The following is a 17,820-nucleotide window of genomic DNA, read 5'->3' on the forward strand; positions in this document are numbered from 1 at the left end:
TATGGGAAAATAAGCTCGTCTTCTCCGCTTTTATCCCATGCAAGCCGACTTTTTTACTAATATCCTCTTACCCGTTGGCCTAGGCGTTTTAATGTTAGGCATGGGATTGGGATTAATTCTCGCCGATTTTCAGCGTATCACCCGTTATCCCAAAGCAGTCCTGATCGGTTTAGTCAATCAAATTATTATTCTACCGATCGTCGGCTTTATTATTGTTTCTCTTTTGCCTCTCCGGCCAGAAATTGCCGTCGGTTTAATGATTGTCGCCATTTGCCCCAGCGGCCCTTCCTCCAATGTTTTAACCTATTTAGCTAAGGGAGATGTGGCCCTTTCTGTTACTTTAACCGCTTTTAGCAGCATCATCACCATTTTCACAATACCTTTTTTAGCTAGTTTCATTCTCCAGCATTTTATGGGTGAAAGTGCCGCTATCTCCCTACCCATTGGTTCCACTATGGCGCAGATATTTTTGATTATAGTTTTACCCCTGGTTATGGGTATGACTATCCGCCATTACTTTCCTTTACTGGCGACAAGTCTGGAACCGATAACTAATCGTTTAGCCGTGATTTTTCTAGCGGTTATTATCTGCTTATTAATCCTGAGAGAATGGCAACGTTTACCTTTATTTATCGCTCAAACTGGCCTGGGAGTGATTATTTTAAACACGATTGCTTCCCTAATTGGCTTTTTCAGTGGTCTTTTATTTCAATTAACTATTCCCCAAAGAATTTGTATTGCAATTGAAGTGGGTATTCAAAGCGGCACTTTAGCTATTGGCATTACTGCCGGTTTATTAAAGAATCCCGATCTGGCCATTCCCGCAATGGTCTATAGTTTATGGATGTATGTCAGCGCTTTTGTCGCTGTTTATTATGGTCGCAAAAAAGCAGCTTTGGCAAAATAGCTAAATGGGGTGATAGGATCTAGCTAAAAACTGATAACTGATTATGTTAATTGGTAAATATTTAACCCTAGAAGAATTATCTACCTGTTCCCAAACCTATCAAAAGTACGCAGCACAAATCGATCCCTACCCAAAAAATACCGCAACGATAACCGCTTGGCAAAATCTCGCTCACTTTATTATCGATCCAATTATTGATAATTTTGGTCGAGAAAGATTCCAATTAACCTACGGATTTTGTTCCAATGATCTGAGAAAATTTCTCCAAAAAAAAGACCCGATCACTGGCTTAAAAAACGGTAGAATCGATCCCAGTCGTGATCAACATTGCGCCCACGAAATTAATCAAAAAGGTCAATATTATTGTCAGCGATTGGGGGCAGCCTGTGATTTTCGGATTATCGATTTAACTAGCGATCGCCTGATAGATTGGATTTTAACCCAAAAATTACCCTTTGATTCTCTCTATTTTTACGGAATTAATCGCCCAATTCATATCAGCTACGGCCCCCAACATAAACGAGATCTATGGACTTTTACCCCTAGAGGAACACCGACTAAAAAAGGTTTACAATCATGGTTAGAAGCCGCTAAATCTATCGATTCTGAAGCTAAAAAATCCCCCAAAATAGGGGGATAACCAAGACTTAAAACCGTCTTCTTTTAGATTTCTGGTTCCAGATCGTCCTCATCGTCCTCGTCGGCCGGTTCCGTGGGGAAAGGAACCGAACCCATGTCTAATTTATCCCGCAATAACTTCTCAATTTCTGCCGCTACTTCTGGCCTTTCTTCGAGATATTTAACGGCATTATCGCGACCCTGGGCAATATTTTCGCCATTATAGCTATACCATGCCCCTTTACGAGTAACCACGTTAGTTTGTTCGGCGATATCGAGCATACAACCCACCTGGGAAATGCCTTTACCGAAGATAATATCAAATTCAGCAATCCGGAAAGGAGGCGCGACTTTATTTTTAGCCACCTTAACTTTAGCCCGAATTCCGTATTCCCCTTCCGTGCCTTTTTTCAAAGTTTGAATGCGACGGATATCTAAACGTACCGAGGCATAAAATTTTAAGGCCGTTCCTCCGGTGGTCACTTCAGGATTGCCGTAGGTGACACCGATTTTTTGCCGCAGTTGGTTGAGGAAAATCACCACACAACCGGATTTACCAATATTACCAGCAATTTTTCGCAGGGCTTTACTCATCAAACGGGCCTGCAAACCCACCTGATTATCCCCCATTTCCCCCTCAATTTCCGCCCGCGGCACTAAAGCGGCCACCGAGTCGATGACAACGATATCCACGGCCGAAGAACGCACTAACTGGTCAACTATTTCTAAGGCAGCCTCCCCCGTGTCCGGTTGTGCCACCAGTAAATTATTGATATCTACCCCTAAAACATCCGAATAGGTGGGATCTAAAGCGTGTTCCGCATCGACAAAGGCCGCCACTCCCCCAGCTTTTTGCACTTCTGCGATCGCATGGAGGGCTAAGGTGGTTTTTCCGGAACTTTCTGGCCCGTAAATTTCGACGATGCGGCCTTTCGGTAAACCGCCACCCAAAGCCATATCTAGGGTTAAAGCACCACTAGGCACTGTTTCCACCCGCATCCGGGTGGCGTCTCCTAAACGCATGATCGAACCTTTGCCAAAGTTGCGCTCGATTTGATTTAAGACTAAACCTAAGGCTTTATCTCGATCGGAATTATTTGTCATTGTCGCCATTAATTTTCTCCCCAGTTTTCTTAAGTAGTACAGCAGTATGCAAAGATTGTAGCCTGTTTTAATCTTGATCACCAAAAAGTTAGAGACTTTTTCCAGAATGGTGATCAAAAATCAAAAGTTTTGATTTTTACAGCCAAGGCCGGCTCATCTGTTCTAATTGCGTCACCTCTCGCGCTTCTAAACTCCATCCTAACGCCCCGGCATTTTCCCTCGCTTGGGCCGCGGTTTTTGCCCCCGGAATGGGAATCACATCCCCTTGGGCGATTAACCAATTGAGGGCGACTTGTGCGGGGGTTTTTTGGTATTTTACGCCCAATTCTTGCATTACCCTTAAAATTGGGGCTATTTTCTCCAAACCTTCTTTTTTGAACCGCGAGTCAACTTTTCTGGCTCCATCGGGCAAATTCTGGCTTTCTGGGCTATATTTACCGGTCAGTAGTCCTTGAGCGAGGGGGCTGTAGGCGAGGATGGTGACACCTAATTCCTTGGCCGTGGCTAAAATTGCCTTAGTTTCTATTTTGCGATACAAAAGCGAATACTGCACCTGATTGACCGCTAAGGGAACCTCTTTTTTCGCCAAAATCTGGCTTGCTTGACGCATTTGCTCGGCGGAATAATTACTTACACCCACTGCACCAATACGGCCGCTTTTTACTTCTTCCCCTAGGGCATTCATTAGGGTTTCTTGGCTAATTAGGAAGGTGAAGGGCCAATGCACTTGGTAAAGGGTAATTTTATCGGTTTCTAGACGGTTTAAGCTCTCGGTAATGGCATTATGAACCGCATTCGCCCCCAATCGCCACGGTACGGGGGCAAATTTGCTGGCAATATCGATGGGAATATCAGTCTCTTGCGTAAATTTTCCTAAGAGTCGTTCCGATTCCCCCAGTCCATAGACTTCGGCAGTGTCAAAAAAGGTGATTCCTGCCTCTACTGCCGCTTTAAAGGCCTCCTCTACCTGACTAGCTCCGTATTCCTTGCCATAGTTCCAGAATAGTTTATCTCCCCATGCCCAAGTCCCGATTCCCAAAGCACTGACGGCAATTCCTGTTTGTCCGAGATTAGCGGTTTGTCTAGTCATATTCCCTACAAAGAATGACAGCGTTTCCCATTAAAGTTGAAGTGTAACCTATATTTGGTCTGACTCACCACTAACCTCCTTTTTTGATTCCGGGAAATTCGCACCCATAATTAATGGGAAAGGACTTGACTTTGCCGGCGACTTGCGCTATGCTTTTCTTATAATGGGAGTCTGTGAAAAATTTTTTCAGACGCAAAGATTTCCATTATGAATAAAATATTTTAAAAATACTATCGCAAAATCTGCCGAGAAAAGCAAGCAAAATTTTGCCGATAATTGTTAAGTTTTGTATCTGGTTCCCCGGTTCTAAGCTAAACGGCTTTTACTTCGGATCACCGATATAGACTCCAAAAGGGTTATAGCTATTGGATCATGCAGGTTAAGCGCCGTTTAGCTTACCTGATAACTGTTCACCGAACACAGCAAAATCTCCCCAACACCTGGCCCCCACTAACCCCCTTTTTTGATTCCTGAAAATTCCCACCCATAATTAATGGGAAAGGACTTGACTTTGCCGGCGACTTGCGCTATGCTTTTCTTATAATGGGAATCTGTGAAAAATTTTTTCAGATGCAAAGATTTCCATTATGAATAAAATCCTTTAAAAATATTATCCCAAAATCTGCCGATAAAAGCAAGCAAAATTTTGGCGATAATTGTTAAGTTTTGTTAACAAAGAAATACAGAGATCAGCAAGGTCAAAAAATCGAAGTCTCTTGCTGATCTTGTTTGTCGCTTAACCTATGATTAGGTTAGGCGAATTTTGCGCTTTGACTAATTGTTAGTGCTAAGCTAAACGGCTTTTACTTCGGATCACCGATATAGACTCCAAAAGGGTTATAGCTATTGGATCATGCAGGTTAAGCGCCGTTTAGCTTAACTTCCGTGGTTTCAACAATTGCCGTCGGTTGGCAGGGAGTGGGTTGAAATTTCTCTGGAAAAGAGAAGCCTAAAAATGATGCGATCGCAAATATGGTGCTGATAATTTTGGCAAGACTAACAAGGTCTTCTCTGTACTTTAACCAATATTTATACATAATCATCAATCCTTTTACTTAGGAGGTGAACTATCTTTAGATTAAAAAAATTCTGATTATTTGTCGTTACTCAAAAGTCATGAAAATGGTACTTTTTTTTAGGTACTCTCAAGTAACCTGACAGGGTACTGAAAAGTAATCTTAAGTCCTGCAACCCTTAAACAATGATGATAAATGAACTAAAAATGACTGAAACTAAAACCATTTCATGGACTGAATTAGAAATGCTGGTTAATGATCTGAAAAAAAAGCATACAAAAAAGCGATTAACGGACGTGGAGACAAAAATATTAAAAGGTATTTTTGAGAATAAAACATATCGTGATCTAGCAAAAGAAATTGAAATTAGGACAGAAGAACAGTCAATCAAGAATGCGGCTTCTAGTTTATTTAAAATATTGTCAGAGCAAACAGGTGAAAAGATTGGAAAGACTAATCTGATTACTGCTTTGGCAAGGTATAGAGATAATTCTCAGATATTTGATCATAACAATAAACCGCAACCTCAGCAATCAAATAAAGTTCTTGAATTAGTTATGGAGGTAGGGATAGACGACCTGACACCAGAGAAAATTGATAAAATTATCAGCTTTCTTCAAGAAACTGCCAGAGACAACACGATCAAGCCTATTATGAAACTTAAAGGCAGTATTCGGCTATTTTTAGAAGGTTCAGAAGAGGGCTTAAAGCACCTAGCAGATTTACATCAATCGGGGGAATTGCAAGCCCTTCTCAATGAACTTAAATCAGACGATATACCCGAAATTATCGTCAAAAAAGCAGAGTTCACTACAGATGCAAAAGTTATTGAAAAAGCCGAATTAATTAAGGCAATTCGAGAGGGAACAATCGATAAGAAAACTCTATATAAAGTTGATTTGAGTGGGGCTATTCTGAGTGGGGCTATTCTAAGTGGGGCTGACCTGAGTGGGGCTAACCTGAGAAGGGCTAACCTGAGTTGGGCTTTCCTGAGTTGGGCTGACCTGATTGAGGCTGACCTGAGTTGGGCTTTCTTGAGAAGGGCTGACCTGATTGATGCTGACCTGAGTGGGGCTAAACTGAGCGGGGCTAACCTGAATAAGGCTAACCTGAGTAAGGCTAACCTGAGTTGGGCTAAACTGAGTAAGGCTAAACTGAGCGGGGCTAACCTGAGAAGGGCTAACCTGAGTAAGGCTAACCTGAGTTGGGCTTTCATGAGTGGGGCTAACCTGATTGGTGCTATCCTGAGTAAGGCTAACCTGAGAGGGGCTATTCTGTGGGGGGCTAACCTGAGTGGGGCTAACCTGAGTGGGGCTAACCTGAGTGGGGCTAACCTGAGAAGGGCTGACCTGAGAAGGGCTGACCTGAGTGCGGCGGAAGTTAAAAAGGCTATCTTTATCGGTGCAACGGGGATCACCCGTGAACAAAAACAGGATTTGATTCGACGAGGGGCAATTTTTGGGGATAATTCTAACGATCGCAGTAAAGTATTAGTTTAAAACAGCCTTTGATCTCCACCTTCAGCAGAGATTTAGGTAGGGTTGGCTGAATAAATGTGAAATATAGACGAGGTAAGGGGTTTGGCAGCCTGTTTAGCCAAGCAGCTTCATAGTGGCTCAAAAACCTTGTATCTTAACCGGCGATCGCCCTTACTTTTTCAGCCAACCCATAATTAATGGGAAAGGACTTGACTTTGCCGGCGACTTGCGCTATGCTTTTCTTATAATGGGAATTTGTGCAAAAATTTTTTAGACGCAAAGATTTCGATTATGAATAAAATCTTTTAAAAATATTATCCCAAAATCTGCCGACAAAAGCAAGCAAAATTTTGGCGATAATTGTTAAGTTTTGTTAACAAAAAAATACAGAAAGGTAAAAAAATCGAAATCTCTTGCTGATCTTGTTTGTCTGCTTGATTGTCGCCTAAGCTATGATTAGGTTAGGCGAATTTGGCGCTTTTCTCGGATTAAGATTAACCCACCGCAAACCCTGTATATTCTCTGACTAGGGGTTCATGGAAGGCTAAAACAATATCTTCTTTAGGAACGCCTAAATTAACCAATTCATTGGCAATTCCCACCTCAGTGCCATCATGTTGTATCCAGATTTTACCCTTTTTAATATCGAGATGCAAAACACAACCATGATATCTTCGTCTATTTTTCCAGCCAACATACATCAATTGATAGTGATCGCCAACAGTATCAAAAATCAATTGTTGTTCAATCGGATCTTTAGATGAACCTATCTGAGAATATTCAGTAATGACTTGCTTGACATAGTGACGATATTGTTCTAATTTTTCCATTCGACAATTACCTCCCCAATCGGATCATAAATAATCAGGTAAATTTGAAATCGTTTAACGACAGTTTGAATAAATCGCAATTCAAAAAAACTATAATAAATATCTAAGGGAACAGCTAAATATAACTGTCTTTTAGGTTCTTTTTCTTCTAAAGCAACACGATAATTAAAGAATTGTCCAATGGCAGTATGAAATTCTGAAATGCTGGATTTACCGATAAAACTTTTAATTTCAACGGCTATCTTTTCATTATCTTTTTCTGCGGCTATCAGTTGCTCTGCTCCTAAATCGACATACATTTCTACATCACCCACTTCAATCCTTAAAGGGTCATCCGTAATGATCCAACCCTCTTTTTCTAATCCTTTTCTCACTGCACCATGAAAACGATCTTTAGCAGACATGAATCTTGAGGTTAGCAGGCATAATAATTATTAATTATAACATTTAGTCATGACGAGCGACAGGGTGAGAGCATCTCAAACCCTATTGACAATTGGCCAATTTTGTGATCCGCGTGGGCATTTCAAGTAATAAGGGACTTGCGTGAGAATAATATCCCAATCGATCGGAGGGCGCAAGCTCTGCGCCCCTACAGTAACGGATTTTGTCCACAATGTAGGGGCGAACGCAGTTCGCCCAAAAGGTACATTATCAAAGCGCAAGTCCCTAAGCTAAGACGTATTTAAACCGCTTATTCTGAGATTAGCCCCCCCCTTGCCTGATCTCCACCAGCAATTTGAATGACGAACAGCTTAACTAGCTGACATCCATCGTGATAAAATCGGCCTTGTCTTTCTTCTGCCAGCGCGACGCCGAGCGGCGGTATGTTGAGCTTATTTCCCTTTTACTTTTTACTTGGTATAAATCGTGCAGGTTTTCATTTATCATACTCCCGAACTTACCCCCGTCCATACTCTACCCGATTGCGCCGTCGTTATCGATGTTTTAAGAGCAACAACCACGATCGCCACTGCCCTTAATGCCGGTGCGGAAGCAGTGCAAACCTTCAGCGATCTGAAAACCCTGATGCAGGTGAGTGATACCTGGCAACCGGAAAAACGTCTCCGAGCAGGAGAAAGAGGTGGCGCGAAAGTGGAAGGCTGCGATCTGGGCAATTCTCCCCTCGATTGTACCCCTGATTTAATGAAAGGTCGTCGTCTGTTTATCAGTACCACTAACGGCACTCGCGCTCTGCAAAGAGTGGAAGAATCCCCAATCGTGATCACTGCGGCCATGATCAATCGGCAAGCTGCCGTTAATTACTTATTGGATAGGCAGCCCGAAACCGTCTGGATTGTTGGCTCTGGTTGGGAAGGGGGTTATTCTCTGGAAGATACGGCCTGTGCTGGAGCGATCGCCGATGCGCTACAAGAACAATCGGGGCAAATGGCGATCGGTAATGATGAGGTTATCGCCTCGATCGCTCTTTATCGTCAATGGCAAAATGATCTTTTAGGAATGTTCCACAGTTGTAGTCACGGTCAGCGCCTCTTGCGTCTCCACTGTCAAGAAGATTTAAAATACTGCGCTAATATTGACTCTCTTGATGTTTTACCGATCCAAAAAGAACCGAGCATTTTAGTCAAACTTTAGACATTATCACCCAGAGAAAGGGTCATCAGTGCAGGTAGGCGTATCGATCCTACCCGGATTCCTTTATTTAGGGTCTGCTGAATAAATCTAAAAACCTTGTTGGATAAAACTTTTAGACCTTTTTGAAATCCAAAAGTGCCTCGTCTGGGACTGATCAGGGGGAAAATTCAGGTACTTTTTCCCTGAAAATTAGGTAATTGAGCAGATGAAAATCGGTAAAACCCCACACCCCACACCCCACACCCTACCCCCACCAATAAACTTTTTGCCGCAAACCCTATTTATAGTTTGCCAACCATGACTATCGATTCTTTACTGCAACCTTTTCAGCGTTTTGGTGTCAATCTCGGTTTAGAAAGAATAAAAAATCTGCTGGAGATTTTAGGCAATCCCCAAGATAAAATTCCGATTATTCATGTCACGGGAACTAATGGCAAAGGTTCAGTTTGTGCCTATCTATCCTCTATTCTCAGTACCGCCGGTTACAAAGTCGGACGTTATATTTCTCCCCATTTAATTGATTGGACAGAAAGAATCTCTATTAATGGCGAAAATATTGAAACCGCGACTTTAGAAAACCTGCTTAAATATATACAATCGCTTATCGATCCCCAGCAGGAAAGTCCTACTCAATTTGAGGTAATTACTGCCGCTGCTTGGCTGTATTTTGCTCAGGAAAAGGTGGATATTGCCGTGATGGAAGTGGGTTTAGGAGGAAGATTAGATGCGACTAATGTTTGCGCTCAACCTTTGGTTACTGTCATCACTTCTATCAGTCGGGAACATTGGCAAAATTTAGGGCCGACGGTTGCCGATATTGCAGGGGAGAAAGCGGGGATATTAAAAGCGAATTGTCCCGCAGTTATCGGACAATTACCGGAATCAGCGCAGGGGGTAGTTAGGGAGAGAATCAAGCTGTTAAATTGTCCGACGGTATGGGTAGAAGCTGCCGAAAAAATTGCCGATAATCGGGCCAAATATCAAGGGTTAGAATATCCTTTATCCTTAGCGGGAGATTTTCAATTAACTAATTCGGCTATAGCGATCGCTGTTGTTAATATTTTACGTCAGCAAGGTTGGCAAATTAGCGATGAAGTCGTGCAAGAAGGAATGGCAAAAACTCGCTGGTTAGGACGTTTACAAACCGTTAATTGGTGTCAGCGAGAAATTTTAATAGATGGCGCTCATAATCCTGCTGCTGCCATTGGTTTAAGGCATTATGTAGATAGTTTAAAGGCTCCAAAAATTATCTGGGTGATGGGTATTTTATCGACTAAAGATCATCGGGAAATATTCCAAGCTTTATTAAGAAAAGGCGATAGTTTATATTTAGTTCCTGTCCCGGATCATAGCAGTGCCAATCCTGAAACCTTAGCGGAATTAGCGGCTTCAATTTGTCCAGAATTATCTCACCTAGAGAGTTGTTCCGATGTATTTTTAGGACTAAAAAAAGCCATCCAAGAATCTGCCGATAGTCGTATAATTCTCTGTGGATCGCTTTATCTAGTCGGTTACTTTTTAGGGAGTTTGTTTCAGGGAAAATAAAACATCAATTTTACTGGTGGTTTTATCAGGCATAGTGGCAGTAATTCCGATCCCGCGTACCGATTCTAAAAAGGCCTTTGCTTCTGGGGTTAATTCCGTGGCTGGAAGATTATTAATTCCCCCTGCTTTAGCAATAATTTGCTCCACATCGATGAAAAAATAACCGAGATTATTTTTAGGCAAATTTGCGATCGATGCTTGGAAATTCTCACTTTTGCTAATCGGTTGATTCGGTTGGGGTTGATAGGGAATTCCGACGGTCATTTTTAGGGTATCATTATTAGGCCAAGCATAGGTTAAAATAGCTTGTTCTTCCGCTTTCCATTCAGTTACATCTTGGCCAGAAATTTGACTGTTTTTTATGGTGATAAAGGGAACAGTTTTCACCAATTCATTTAACTTATCGAGGGTAATTTTTGCCGCTTTCTGATCGCCGGTTTGCCAGATCATCATTCCCCCAAAACCTAACCCTCCCACTGCTTGCTGGTTGGGGATAATTCCAAAGGCAAATTCTCGATCCATCCAGTTGAAAACTTCTTGATCCGCGTCAAGGGTTGCCATCTGAAAATTCTCACGGATCTGACGCAGAAAAACTTGTAATTCTGGGTTAGTTTGGGACTGTTTTTCTGCTTCTTCCCATCCCTGTTTAAGATTATTACCACTCCAAAGTGCGATGGTATCTCCGGGTAAATAATTTAAAACTTGATTTCTGCTGGGGGAAGGTAGGTTAGAAATAGTTTCAGGAGCAAGTTTAGCCACCATTTGTAACTGTAATCCCGTATCGGTGACACCCACTCCTGCGACAACATCTTGAATTTTTGCTAATTCTTGCCGACTTTGGGGAGATAAATTAGCATCTGGTCCCAAGATTGCGGCATAATCATCGATATAAATTGTCGCTAGGGTATTGGGGAGGTTGAGGGATTGGGAAAGCAGTTTTCTCACTTCCGGTTTACTGCTAAAAGATGGCTGTCCTCGGTAGGTATCGATCGCCGCTTCTAACACCTTTTTATCGTAGGATATCAACAAAAAATCCCCCGCAACGGCAATATAAATGGTGGTGTTATCCTGCCAATCTATAGCAGTAATTTTAACACCTTTGTAGTCACTGGTGCTAGTTTTGCGATTAACTTGTTGTCCTAGTTTTTTCTGGAATTCCGACGCTTTAATTTTATCTTTGATGCCGATAACCGTTAATAATTCCGATTGTCCGGGGGTAGCTGCGGGAAGGAAAGCAAAGCTAATACTACCGATCCAAGGTTCGATATCCCGTTGATAATCAATCTTATCAGTGAAGATATTTTTTTGTAATTCTTCTAGTCCTTGACTAACCGCAGTTCGCGATTCTGGTGTACCATATTTAGCTAACACTGACCAAGCTTTTGCATCCGTGGAGACAAAACTACTAGCAAAGGCAGTTTCTGGGATAACTTTTGCCGATTGCAAGGGGGTGAATCTTTGCCAAGGAAGTTGTCCTCGTAGATAAAGATAGACACCTCCTGCGGTTACTGCTGTTAGTCCTAGGACGACTAAACAACCGGGTAAAAATGATTTTTTTGACATAGAATTGTGGTTTGGTTAAAAAGTTCCATACTTGGCGATCGATTTGTCTGCGGTTGTAGTCTCTAGATTAGTCCTATTGTAGTTATCCTAATTATCTTATCTTATACCCAAAGGTGACAGACAACATTTCAGCTAATTTTTCCGAAATTATTGCTAATTACCAGAGAAAATTGGCTCATTCTTGGTTAGCTTGCCAACCCACCGCTTGATTAATATTAGTCAACCCATTAGCCTCTAATTTTTCTGTTAATCCTTGTAAAATATTTGATACTAGCCAGGGTCCTCGGTATAACCAACCGGTATAAATCTGTAATAAACTCGCACCAGCCGTAATTTTTTCCCAAGCATCATCGAGAGAAAAAATACCTCCCACTCCAATTATCGGTAAATTGCCTTGGGTTTGCCGATAGATAAAACGGATCACTTCTGTGGAACGTTCCCGCAAAGGTTGCCCACTAATTCCCCCTGCTTCTTCAGTGATTGGTTTACCGGTTTCGGGCAGAATTGTGGTTTTTAATCCCGTGCGTTTAGTGGTGGTATTAGTAGCGACAATTCCAGCTAATTGATAGGAGAAAGCTAGGTCAATAATTGTTCTGATATCTTCCCATTCTAAATCGGGAGAAATTTTCACTAATAGGGGTTTTCTGCCTTGATTTTCTGTTTGTAAAATGTGGAGGATTTTATCGAGTTGTTCACCACTTTGCAGGGAACGCAAACCGGGAGTATTGGGAGAACTAACATTAACGACAAAATAATCGGCATGGGGGAATAAATAGCGAAAACTGCCTAAATAGTCCTCCGGGGCCTTTTCTAGGGGCGTATTTTTCGATTTACAGAGGTTAATACCGATGGGAATCTGTCGGGGTTGTCGTTGCCAAGATTGTTGGAGAGTTGCCGCTAGAACCGGCGCACCGAGGTTATTTGCCCCCATACGGTTTAATCCGGCCAAATCTTCCGGTAAACGAAATAATCTCGGTTTTGGGTTGCCCGGTTGCCCTTCTAGGGTGACAGCACCCACCTCGGCAAAACCAAAGCCGAAATTATGCCAAAGTCCTGCCCCTAAACCGTCTTTATCGAATCCTGCCGCCAATCCGACGGGATTGGGGAAATTTAACCCCCAGAGGCTTTGAGATAGGCGAGAATCGCTAAAACTGAGGGATTCTGATAATTGTGAGATTAACCATTGTCCCCAAAATTCCCCCCGCGAGCGTTCGATTTTTTGGAGAGTATTTAATAATTGTTTTTGTGTTCCCTCTAAATTGCCCCGAATAGCCTTGAAAGCTAGAGGATAAAAAGGTTTAATTGTATCAATTATATTGATCATAAAAAGACAGGAATTAAGGGTTAGGTGTAGGGTGGGTTAGGCAAGAACAAGTTATGTTTTTGACAAAAAATTTCAAATTTGCCGTAACCCACCTAGCATAATCTTTATAAACCTTGACGAGGGTTAAAAGTTTCAATCGCCCGTATTTTTTGATAAAGTTCTAATTCTTCAGGGCTAGGATTGGGAGGATTAACTAATATAATTTCCACTAATTGATCGCCCCTTTCTCCTTGGGAAGTGGGATAACCTTTGTTAGCCAAACGTAATCTTTGACCACTTTTTACTCCCTTAGGAATCATCATTTTAACTAACCCGTCAATGGTAGGAATTTCCACAAAACCGCCCACAATTGCCTCGCTAGGAGTAATCGGTACTTGACAGACAATATCAGAACCTTGAATCCTAAAAAAAGGATGCCTAGCGATAGTTATTTTTAAATATAAATCACCCCCTTCAATACCCTGACCTTTGAGACGAATTTTCTGACCATCGATCATAGCTGCCGGCATATCAACCTCTATTGATCTACCATCTTCCAGACGAATTCTTTGTCTGCCACCTTGATAGGCTTTCTCTAAAGGTAAAGTTAATTTTGCTTCCACATCTCGACGAGTTAAACGGGGAGAGGAGGCAATTTTAGCGCGCTTAGTATTAAGGTTATTAAAATCTCTAAACTTCCATAAATCCTGTTCTGTACGGGGGATTTTTCCATTACCGTTACTATTCGCTTTTTCCCCCGGACGTATCCCGCGGCGTTTATTTCCTGTCAAGGAACGATTATACTCAACCCGTTTTTCTTCATCGGAGAGAACATCATAAGCTTCATTAATATCTTTAAACTTTTCTTCGGCCGATTTATCCCCCGGATTAACATCAGGATGATATTGACGCGCCAGTCGTCGAAAAGCCTTTTTGATCTCGTCACCAGTAGCCGTGCGAGATACTCCTAAAACATCATAATAATTAACTAATTGTGGCATATATTCAGTTATCAGTTATCAGTTATCAGTTATCAGTTATCAGTTATCAGTTATCAGTTATCAGTTATCAGTTATCAGTTATCAGTTATCAGTTATCAGTTATCAGATTTGAGTTCTAAGTGAGCAGTATGTATTAAGCGAGCAGTATTAAATAGTAGTTTCCCACTGTCTTTTTACTGATTACTGTTTACTGATTACTGTTTACTGTTTACTGTTTACTGATCACTGTTTACTGATCACTGTTTAAAACCAATCATCATCCTCATCATCCCAGTTATTTTGGGGGGGAATATTGCGGGAACGATTGCCGCCGCTGCGGTTACTTTTACTATTGTTATAACTTTTTTCCTCCGAAGGGGGGGGACTTTGCCAATCGCTATCGCGGCCATTGTCGTAATTGTCCTGATTGCGGGGGCGATAACTATCTTGATTAGCCGAATAATTGGGTCGATAATCACTTTGATAACCCGGTGTACTGGGACGATAATCCTGACGATAACGATCGCGACGCGGTTCGTAGGGAAGCTCATCTTCCTTATCCCCGGTAAAAGTCTTGCGAATAGCGCTAAAAAAGCCCTCGTCTTCCTCGTCGTATTGTAGCCGTACCTCGCGATTTAATTCATAGATAACATCCTGTAGGTCTGCCTGGGCGCGATCAATGCGACGGTCATCATTTTTCTCCAAAGCGTCGATAATTTCCGTACTCAAAGACTCAATTTGACGACGATAGGAACGGGTAAACTCATTACCAAAATCGAGAGTAACATCTTTTAAGCGTCGTTGGGCTTGATCCACCAGAGAGCGGGCGCGATTGCGTTTATCGACCTTTTCGCGACGGGTACGATCTGCTTCGGCAAATCGGGCAGCATCGCCGATCATGCGGTTAATTTCCCCTTCGCTGAGGGTAGAAGCGCCTTGAATGGTGACACTTTGCTCCCGTCCGGTCATTTTATCCCTAGCGGTGACTTGTAGAATACCGTTAGCATCGATATCGAGGGACACCTGCACTTGGGGAATACCCCGGGGTGCGGGGGGGATACCGGTTAATTTAAAACGTCCCAAGGATTTATTATCGCTGGCCATTTCCCTTTCCCCCTGCAAAACGTGGATTTCCACCACAGTTTGATTATTTTCGGAAGTGGAAAAAAGGTCAGCTCTGCGGACGGGAATAGTGGTATTGCGGGGGATTAACTTTTTCATCACACCGCCGATGGTTTCTAAACCCAAGGATAAAGGGGTAACATCGAGGAGCAGCACGTCTTTGACCTCGCCGCCCAAAATTCCCGCTTGAATAGCCGCCCCGACCGCTACAACCTCATCAGGGTTAACATTTTGATTGGGTTCCCTATCGATAAAACTCCGCACCAAATCCTTAACCACCGGCATCCGCGTGCCGCCGCCCACCAGTACCACTTCGTCTAGTTGGACGGGGGACAAACCGGCATCGGAAAGGGCCCGTTTGAGAGGACGACGGAGACGACTGATTAAATCACCGCATAATTCCTCAAATTGGGCCCGACTCAGGCGAGTTTCGATGTGTTTGGGTCCGTCTTCCGTGGCGATGATAAAGGGCAGATTAATATCGGTGACGCTGACACCAGACAGTTCTATTTTGGCTTTTTCTGCCGCTTCTGTGAGTCTTTGTAGGGCTTGCCGGTCTTGGCGCAGCTCCACGCCTTCCTGTTCCAAAAATTGATTGGCTAACCAATCGACGATTCTTTTATCGAAATCATTTCCGCCTAATTGGGTGTCGCCACTGGTGGCTTTCACCTCAAAAACGCCGTCACCCACTTCCAGGATAGAAACATCAAAAGTACCGCCTCCCAGGTCAAAAACGAGGATTTTCTTGCTTTCTTGTTCATCGAGACCGTAGGCCAGGGCGGCGGCGGTGGGTTCGTTGAGAATCCGCATCACTTCTAACCCCGCAATTCGGCCTGCATCCCGGGTGGCTTGACGTTGGGAGTCGTTAAAATAGGCGGGGACGGTGATTACGGCCCCGGTAACTTCTTCCCCCAGATAACGGCTGGCTTCTTCGGCTAATCGGCGTAAAATTAGGGCGGAAATTTCTTCGGGGGCGAATTCTTTTTGCAGACGGGGGCATTTAATTTTGATATTGCCCATCTCGTCCCGGCGGATGGTGTAGGGGACGCGCTTCGATTCGGGGTTTAATTCCGAGTAGCGACGACCTATGTAGCGTTTGACTCCATAGTAGGTGTTTTGGGGATTGAGTACCCCTTGTCGCCGGGCCATTTGACCGACCACTAACTCCCCATCTTTATTAAAACCGACCACAGAAGGGGTGGTTCTCATGCCCTCCGAGTTGGCGATGACCACTGGCTTTCCGCCTTCCATCACGGCGACGACGGAGTTAGTTGTCCCTAGATCAATGCCTACTACTCTACCCATGCTTGTTTTTGTCTCCCCCTAGATTTCGATAACTTCGGGACTTTTACCTTCGATCGATAGTTTAAATCGCTTAATGCTTGTTGACAATATTGTATCGAATTGTCTTAGGTTCTCGCTCTCGCTTCGGGGCGATTCAGGGTGTGATTACCGAAGTGGTCTTTTAGTGATCGCTGGCGATCGAGCTTGGGGGGTTTTAAATAGGGTCTGCGGCAAAAAGTTTTTCCTGGGGGAAGGGTGTGGGGTGTAGGGTGTAGGGTGTAGGGTGTGGGGTGTAGGGTGTAGGGTGTGGGGTGTGGGGTGTGGGGTGTGGGGTGTAGGGTGTGGGGAGTTTTCTCAGTGAACTGATAACTGATAACTGATAACTGATAACTGATTCCGGCGGCGCTGGACAACAAATAGAGATTCTTTCCCCTGTACTGGGATGATTAAAAACGATTTGATTGGCATGGAGATAATAACCACAATCTCCCGGGACTGCATCCGGTCGCGGTAATCCCCCCAGACCATACAATGGATCACCGATTAAAGGATAGCCAAAAAAGGCCAGATGAATGCGAATTTGATGGGGTCTGCCCGTAAAAATTCTTACTTCTAATAGGGTACTATCGGGATGTTTTTTTAAGACTCGACCATCACTGCGGGCCGATAACCCATCTGTGAGCGCACCGTAAACGTAGCCTAAGATGGGATGGGCGATTTTCCCGATCGCTTGATTAATAGTAAAGTTATCCGGTATGTCGCCCCGACCCACTAAAGCTCGATATATTTTGGTAATTTTCCCCTCTCGCATCTGTTGACTCAATTTAGCTCTAGCGGGCTTTGATTTCGCCATTAAGACTATGCCGGAAGTGCCGCGACCAAGACGATGAATCGGATAGGGAGTGACATCGGGATAATGCTGATGTACCAAATGGATAAGAGTATGTTCGAGAAATCCACCCCCCGCTAACACCGGTAATCCCGAAGGTTTCGCCACCACTAACACCTCGGCATCCTCGTAGAGTACCTCAAAAAAGAGCGGCACATCCGGTTCTGTCCAAGGCGGGCGCTGATAGGTCAATTGCTGCCCGATTTCCAAGACTGTATCGGGGCAAGCGGGACGACCGTTGACTAGAATTGCTGCCGATAAAATGCGATCGAGCCATTCTTCTGGGCTAGAATGGGGATATTTACCCGCATAGTAGGCTAATAAGCTTAATCCTGCCTGATTTTTGCTAACTTTATCTCGATAAATCCAGCCTTGATTGGGCATTGGGGAAGTGGGTGTGGGGTGTGGGGTGTGGGGTGTGGGGTGTAGGGTGTGGGGTGTGGGGTGTGGGGAAGTGGGGAAGTGGGGAAGTGGGGTGTGGGGTGTGGGGAAGTG

14 protein-coding genes and 1 pseudogene are annotated in these 17,820 nt (G+C 43.5%); 5 read left to right on the top strand and 10 right to left on the bottom strand.

Annotated elements, in window-relative coordinates; translation table 11 throughout:
* Positions 1–37 precede the first annotated feature (37 nt).
* On the top strand, positions 38–907 hold the full coding sequence (locus O9332_RS25770) for a bile acid:sodium symporter family protein (protein ID WP_002759145.1): 870 nt from the start codon (positions 38–40) through the stop codon (positions 905–907).
* Positions 908–950: 43 nt separating this feature from the next.
* Positions 951–1,547, top strand: a complete 597-nt coding sequence (locus tag O9332_RS25775; protein WP_002759144.1) for a hypothetical protein — start codon at positions 951–953, stop codon at positions 1,545–1,547.
* Positions 1,548–1,570: 23 nt separating this feature from the next.
* Here O9332_RS25775 and recA read toward each other — a convergent pair whose 3' ends face one another.
* The 3 genes from recA to O9332_RS25790 all read right to left on the bottom strand — a co-directional run bounded on the left by recA (position 1,571) and on the right by O9332_RS25790 (position 4,756).
* Positions 1,571–2,638 (bottom strand): recombinase RecA, encoded by a 1,068-nt coding sequence (gene recA / locus O9332_RS25780; RefSeq protein WP_002759143.1) that lies wholly within the window; start codon positions 2,636–2,638, stop codon positions 1,571–1,573.
* A 127-nt stretch (positions 2,639–2,765) separates the two neighbouring features.
* Positions 2,766–3,719, bottom strand: a complete 954-nt coding sequence (locus tag O9332_RS25785) for an aldo/keto reductase (RefSeq protein ID WP_288027918.1) — start codon at positions 3,717–3,719, stop codon at positions 2,766–2,768.
* Positions 3,720–4,579: 860 nt separating this feature from the next.
* Positions 4,580–4,756, bottom strand: a complete 177-nt coding sequence (locus O9332_RS25790; protein WP_288027920.1) for a hypothetical protein — start codon at positions 4,754–4,756, stop codon at positions 4,580–4,582.
* 164 nt (positions 4,757–4,920) lie between these two features.
* On the opposite strand from O9332_RS25790, the gene O9332_RS25795 reads away from it, so the two are divergent.
* Complete coding sequence (locus O9332_RS25795; protein ID WP_288027921.1) at positions 4,921–6,234, top strand: pentapeptide repeat-containing protein; 1,314 nt, start codon at positions 4,921–4,923, stop codon at positions 6,232–6,234.
* 473 nt (positions 6,235–6,707) lie between these two features.
* On the opposite strand, the gene O9332_RS25800 is transcribed toward O9332_RS25795, so the two are convergent.
* Entirely contained in the window at positions 6,708–7,043 is a 336-nt protein-coding gene (locus O9332_RS25800; protein WP_002748301.1) for a XisI protein, read from the bottom strand.
* Complete coding sequence (locus O9332_RS25805) at positions 7,031–7,447, bottom strand: XisH family protein (RefSeq protein WP_002751648.1); 417 nt, start codon at positions 7,445–7,447, stop codon at positions 7,031–7,033. The genes O9332_RS25800 and O9332_RS25805 overlap by 13 nt, the downstream gene beginning before the upstream one ends.
* A gap of 466 nt (positions 7,448–7,913) precedes the next feature.
* On the opposite strand from O9332_RS25805, the gene O9332_RS25810 reads away from it, so the two are divergent.
* Entirely contained in the window at positions 7,914–8,639 is a 726-nt protein-coding gene (locus O9332_RS25810; protein WP_002759138.1) for a 2-phosphosulfolactate phosphatase family protein, read from the top strand.
* A 297-nt stretch (positions 8,640–8,936) separates the two neighbouring features.
* Positions 8,937–10,184, top strand: coding sequence for a bifunctional folylpolyglutamate synthase/dihydrofolate synthase (locus O9332_RS25815; protein ID WP_002759137.1), 1,248 nt, complete (start codon positions 8,937–8,939; stop codon positions 10,182–10,184).
* On the opposite strand, the gene O9332_RS25820 is transcribed toward O9332_RS25815, so the two are convergent.
* The 5 genes and pseudogenes from O9332_RS25820 to O9332_RS25840 form a co-directional block, all read right to left on the bottom strand.
* Positions 10,158–11,747 (bottom strand): DUF3352 domain-containing protein, encoded by a 1,590-nt coding sequence (locus O9332_RS25820; RefSeq protein ID WP_288027922.1) that lies wholly within the window; start codon positions 11,745–11,747, stop codon positions 10,158–10,160. The genes O9332_RS25815 and O9332_RS25820 overlap by 27 nt on opposite strands.
* A gap of 175 nt (positions 11,748–11,922) precedes the next feature.
* Positions 11,923–13,071 (bottom strand): quinone-dependent dihydroorotate dehydrogenase, encoded by a 1,149-nt coding sequence (locus tag O9332_RS25825; RefSeq protein ID WP_288027924.1) that lies wholly within the window; start codon positions 13,069–13,071, stop codon positions 11,923–11,925.
* A gap of 104 nt (positions 13,072–13,175) precedes the next feature.
* On the bottom strand, positions 13,176–14,051 hold the full coding sequence (locus O9332_RS25830) for a J domain-containing protein (protein ID WP_002759132.1): 876 nt from the start codon (positions 14,049–14,051) through the stop codon (positions 13,176–13,178).
* A gap of 243 nt (positions 14,052–14,294) precedes the next feature.
* Complete coding sequence (dnaK, locus tag O9332_RS25835) at positions 14,295–16,457, bottom strand: molecular chaperone DnaK (protein ID WP_288027926.1); 2,163 nt, start codon at positions 16,455–16,457, stop codon at positions 14,295–14,297.
* 346 nt (positions 16,458–16,803) lie between these two features.
* A pseudogene (locus tag O9332_RS25840) lies at positions 16,804–17,709 on the bottom strand (RluA family pseudouridine synthase); the annotation flags it as partial.
* Positions 17,710–17,820 lie beyond the last annotated feature (111 nt).

The sequence above is a fragment of the Microcystis sp. LE19-10.1B genome, assembly GCF_027530565.1.
In the GTDB taxonomy this organism is placed as follows: domain Bacteria; phylum Cyanobacteriota; class Cyanobacteriia; order Cyanobacteriales; family Microcystaceae; genus Microcystis; species Microcystis aeruginosa.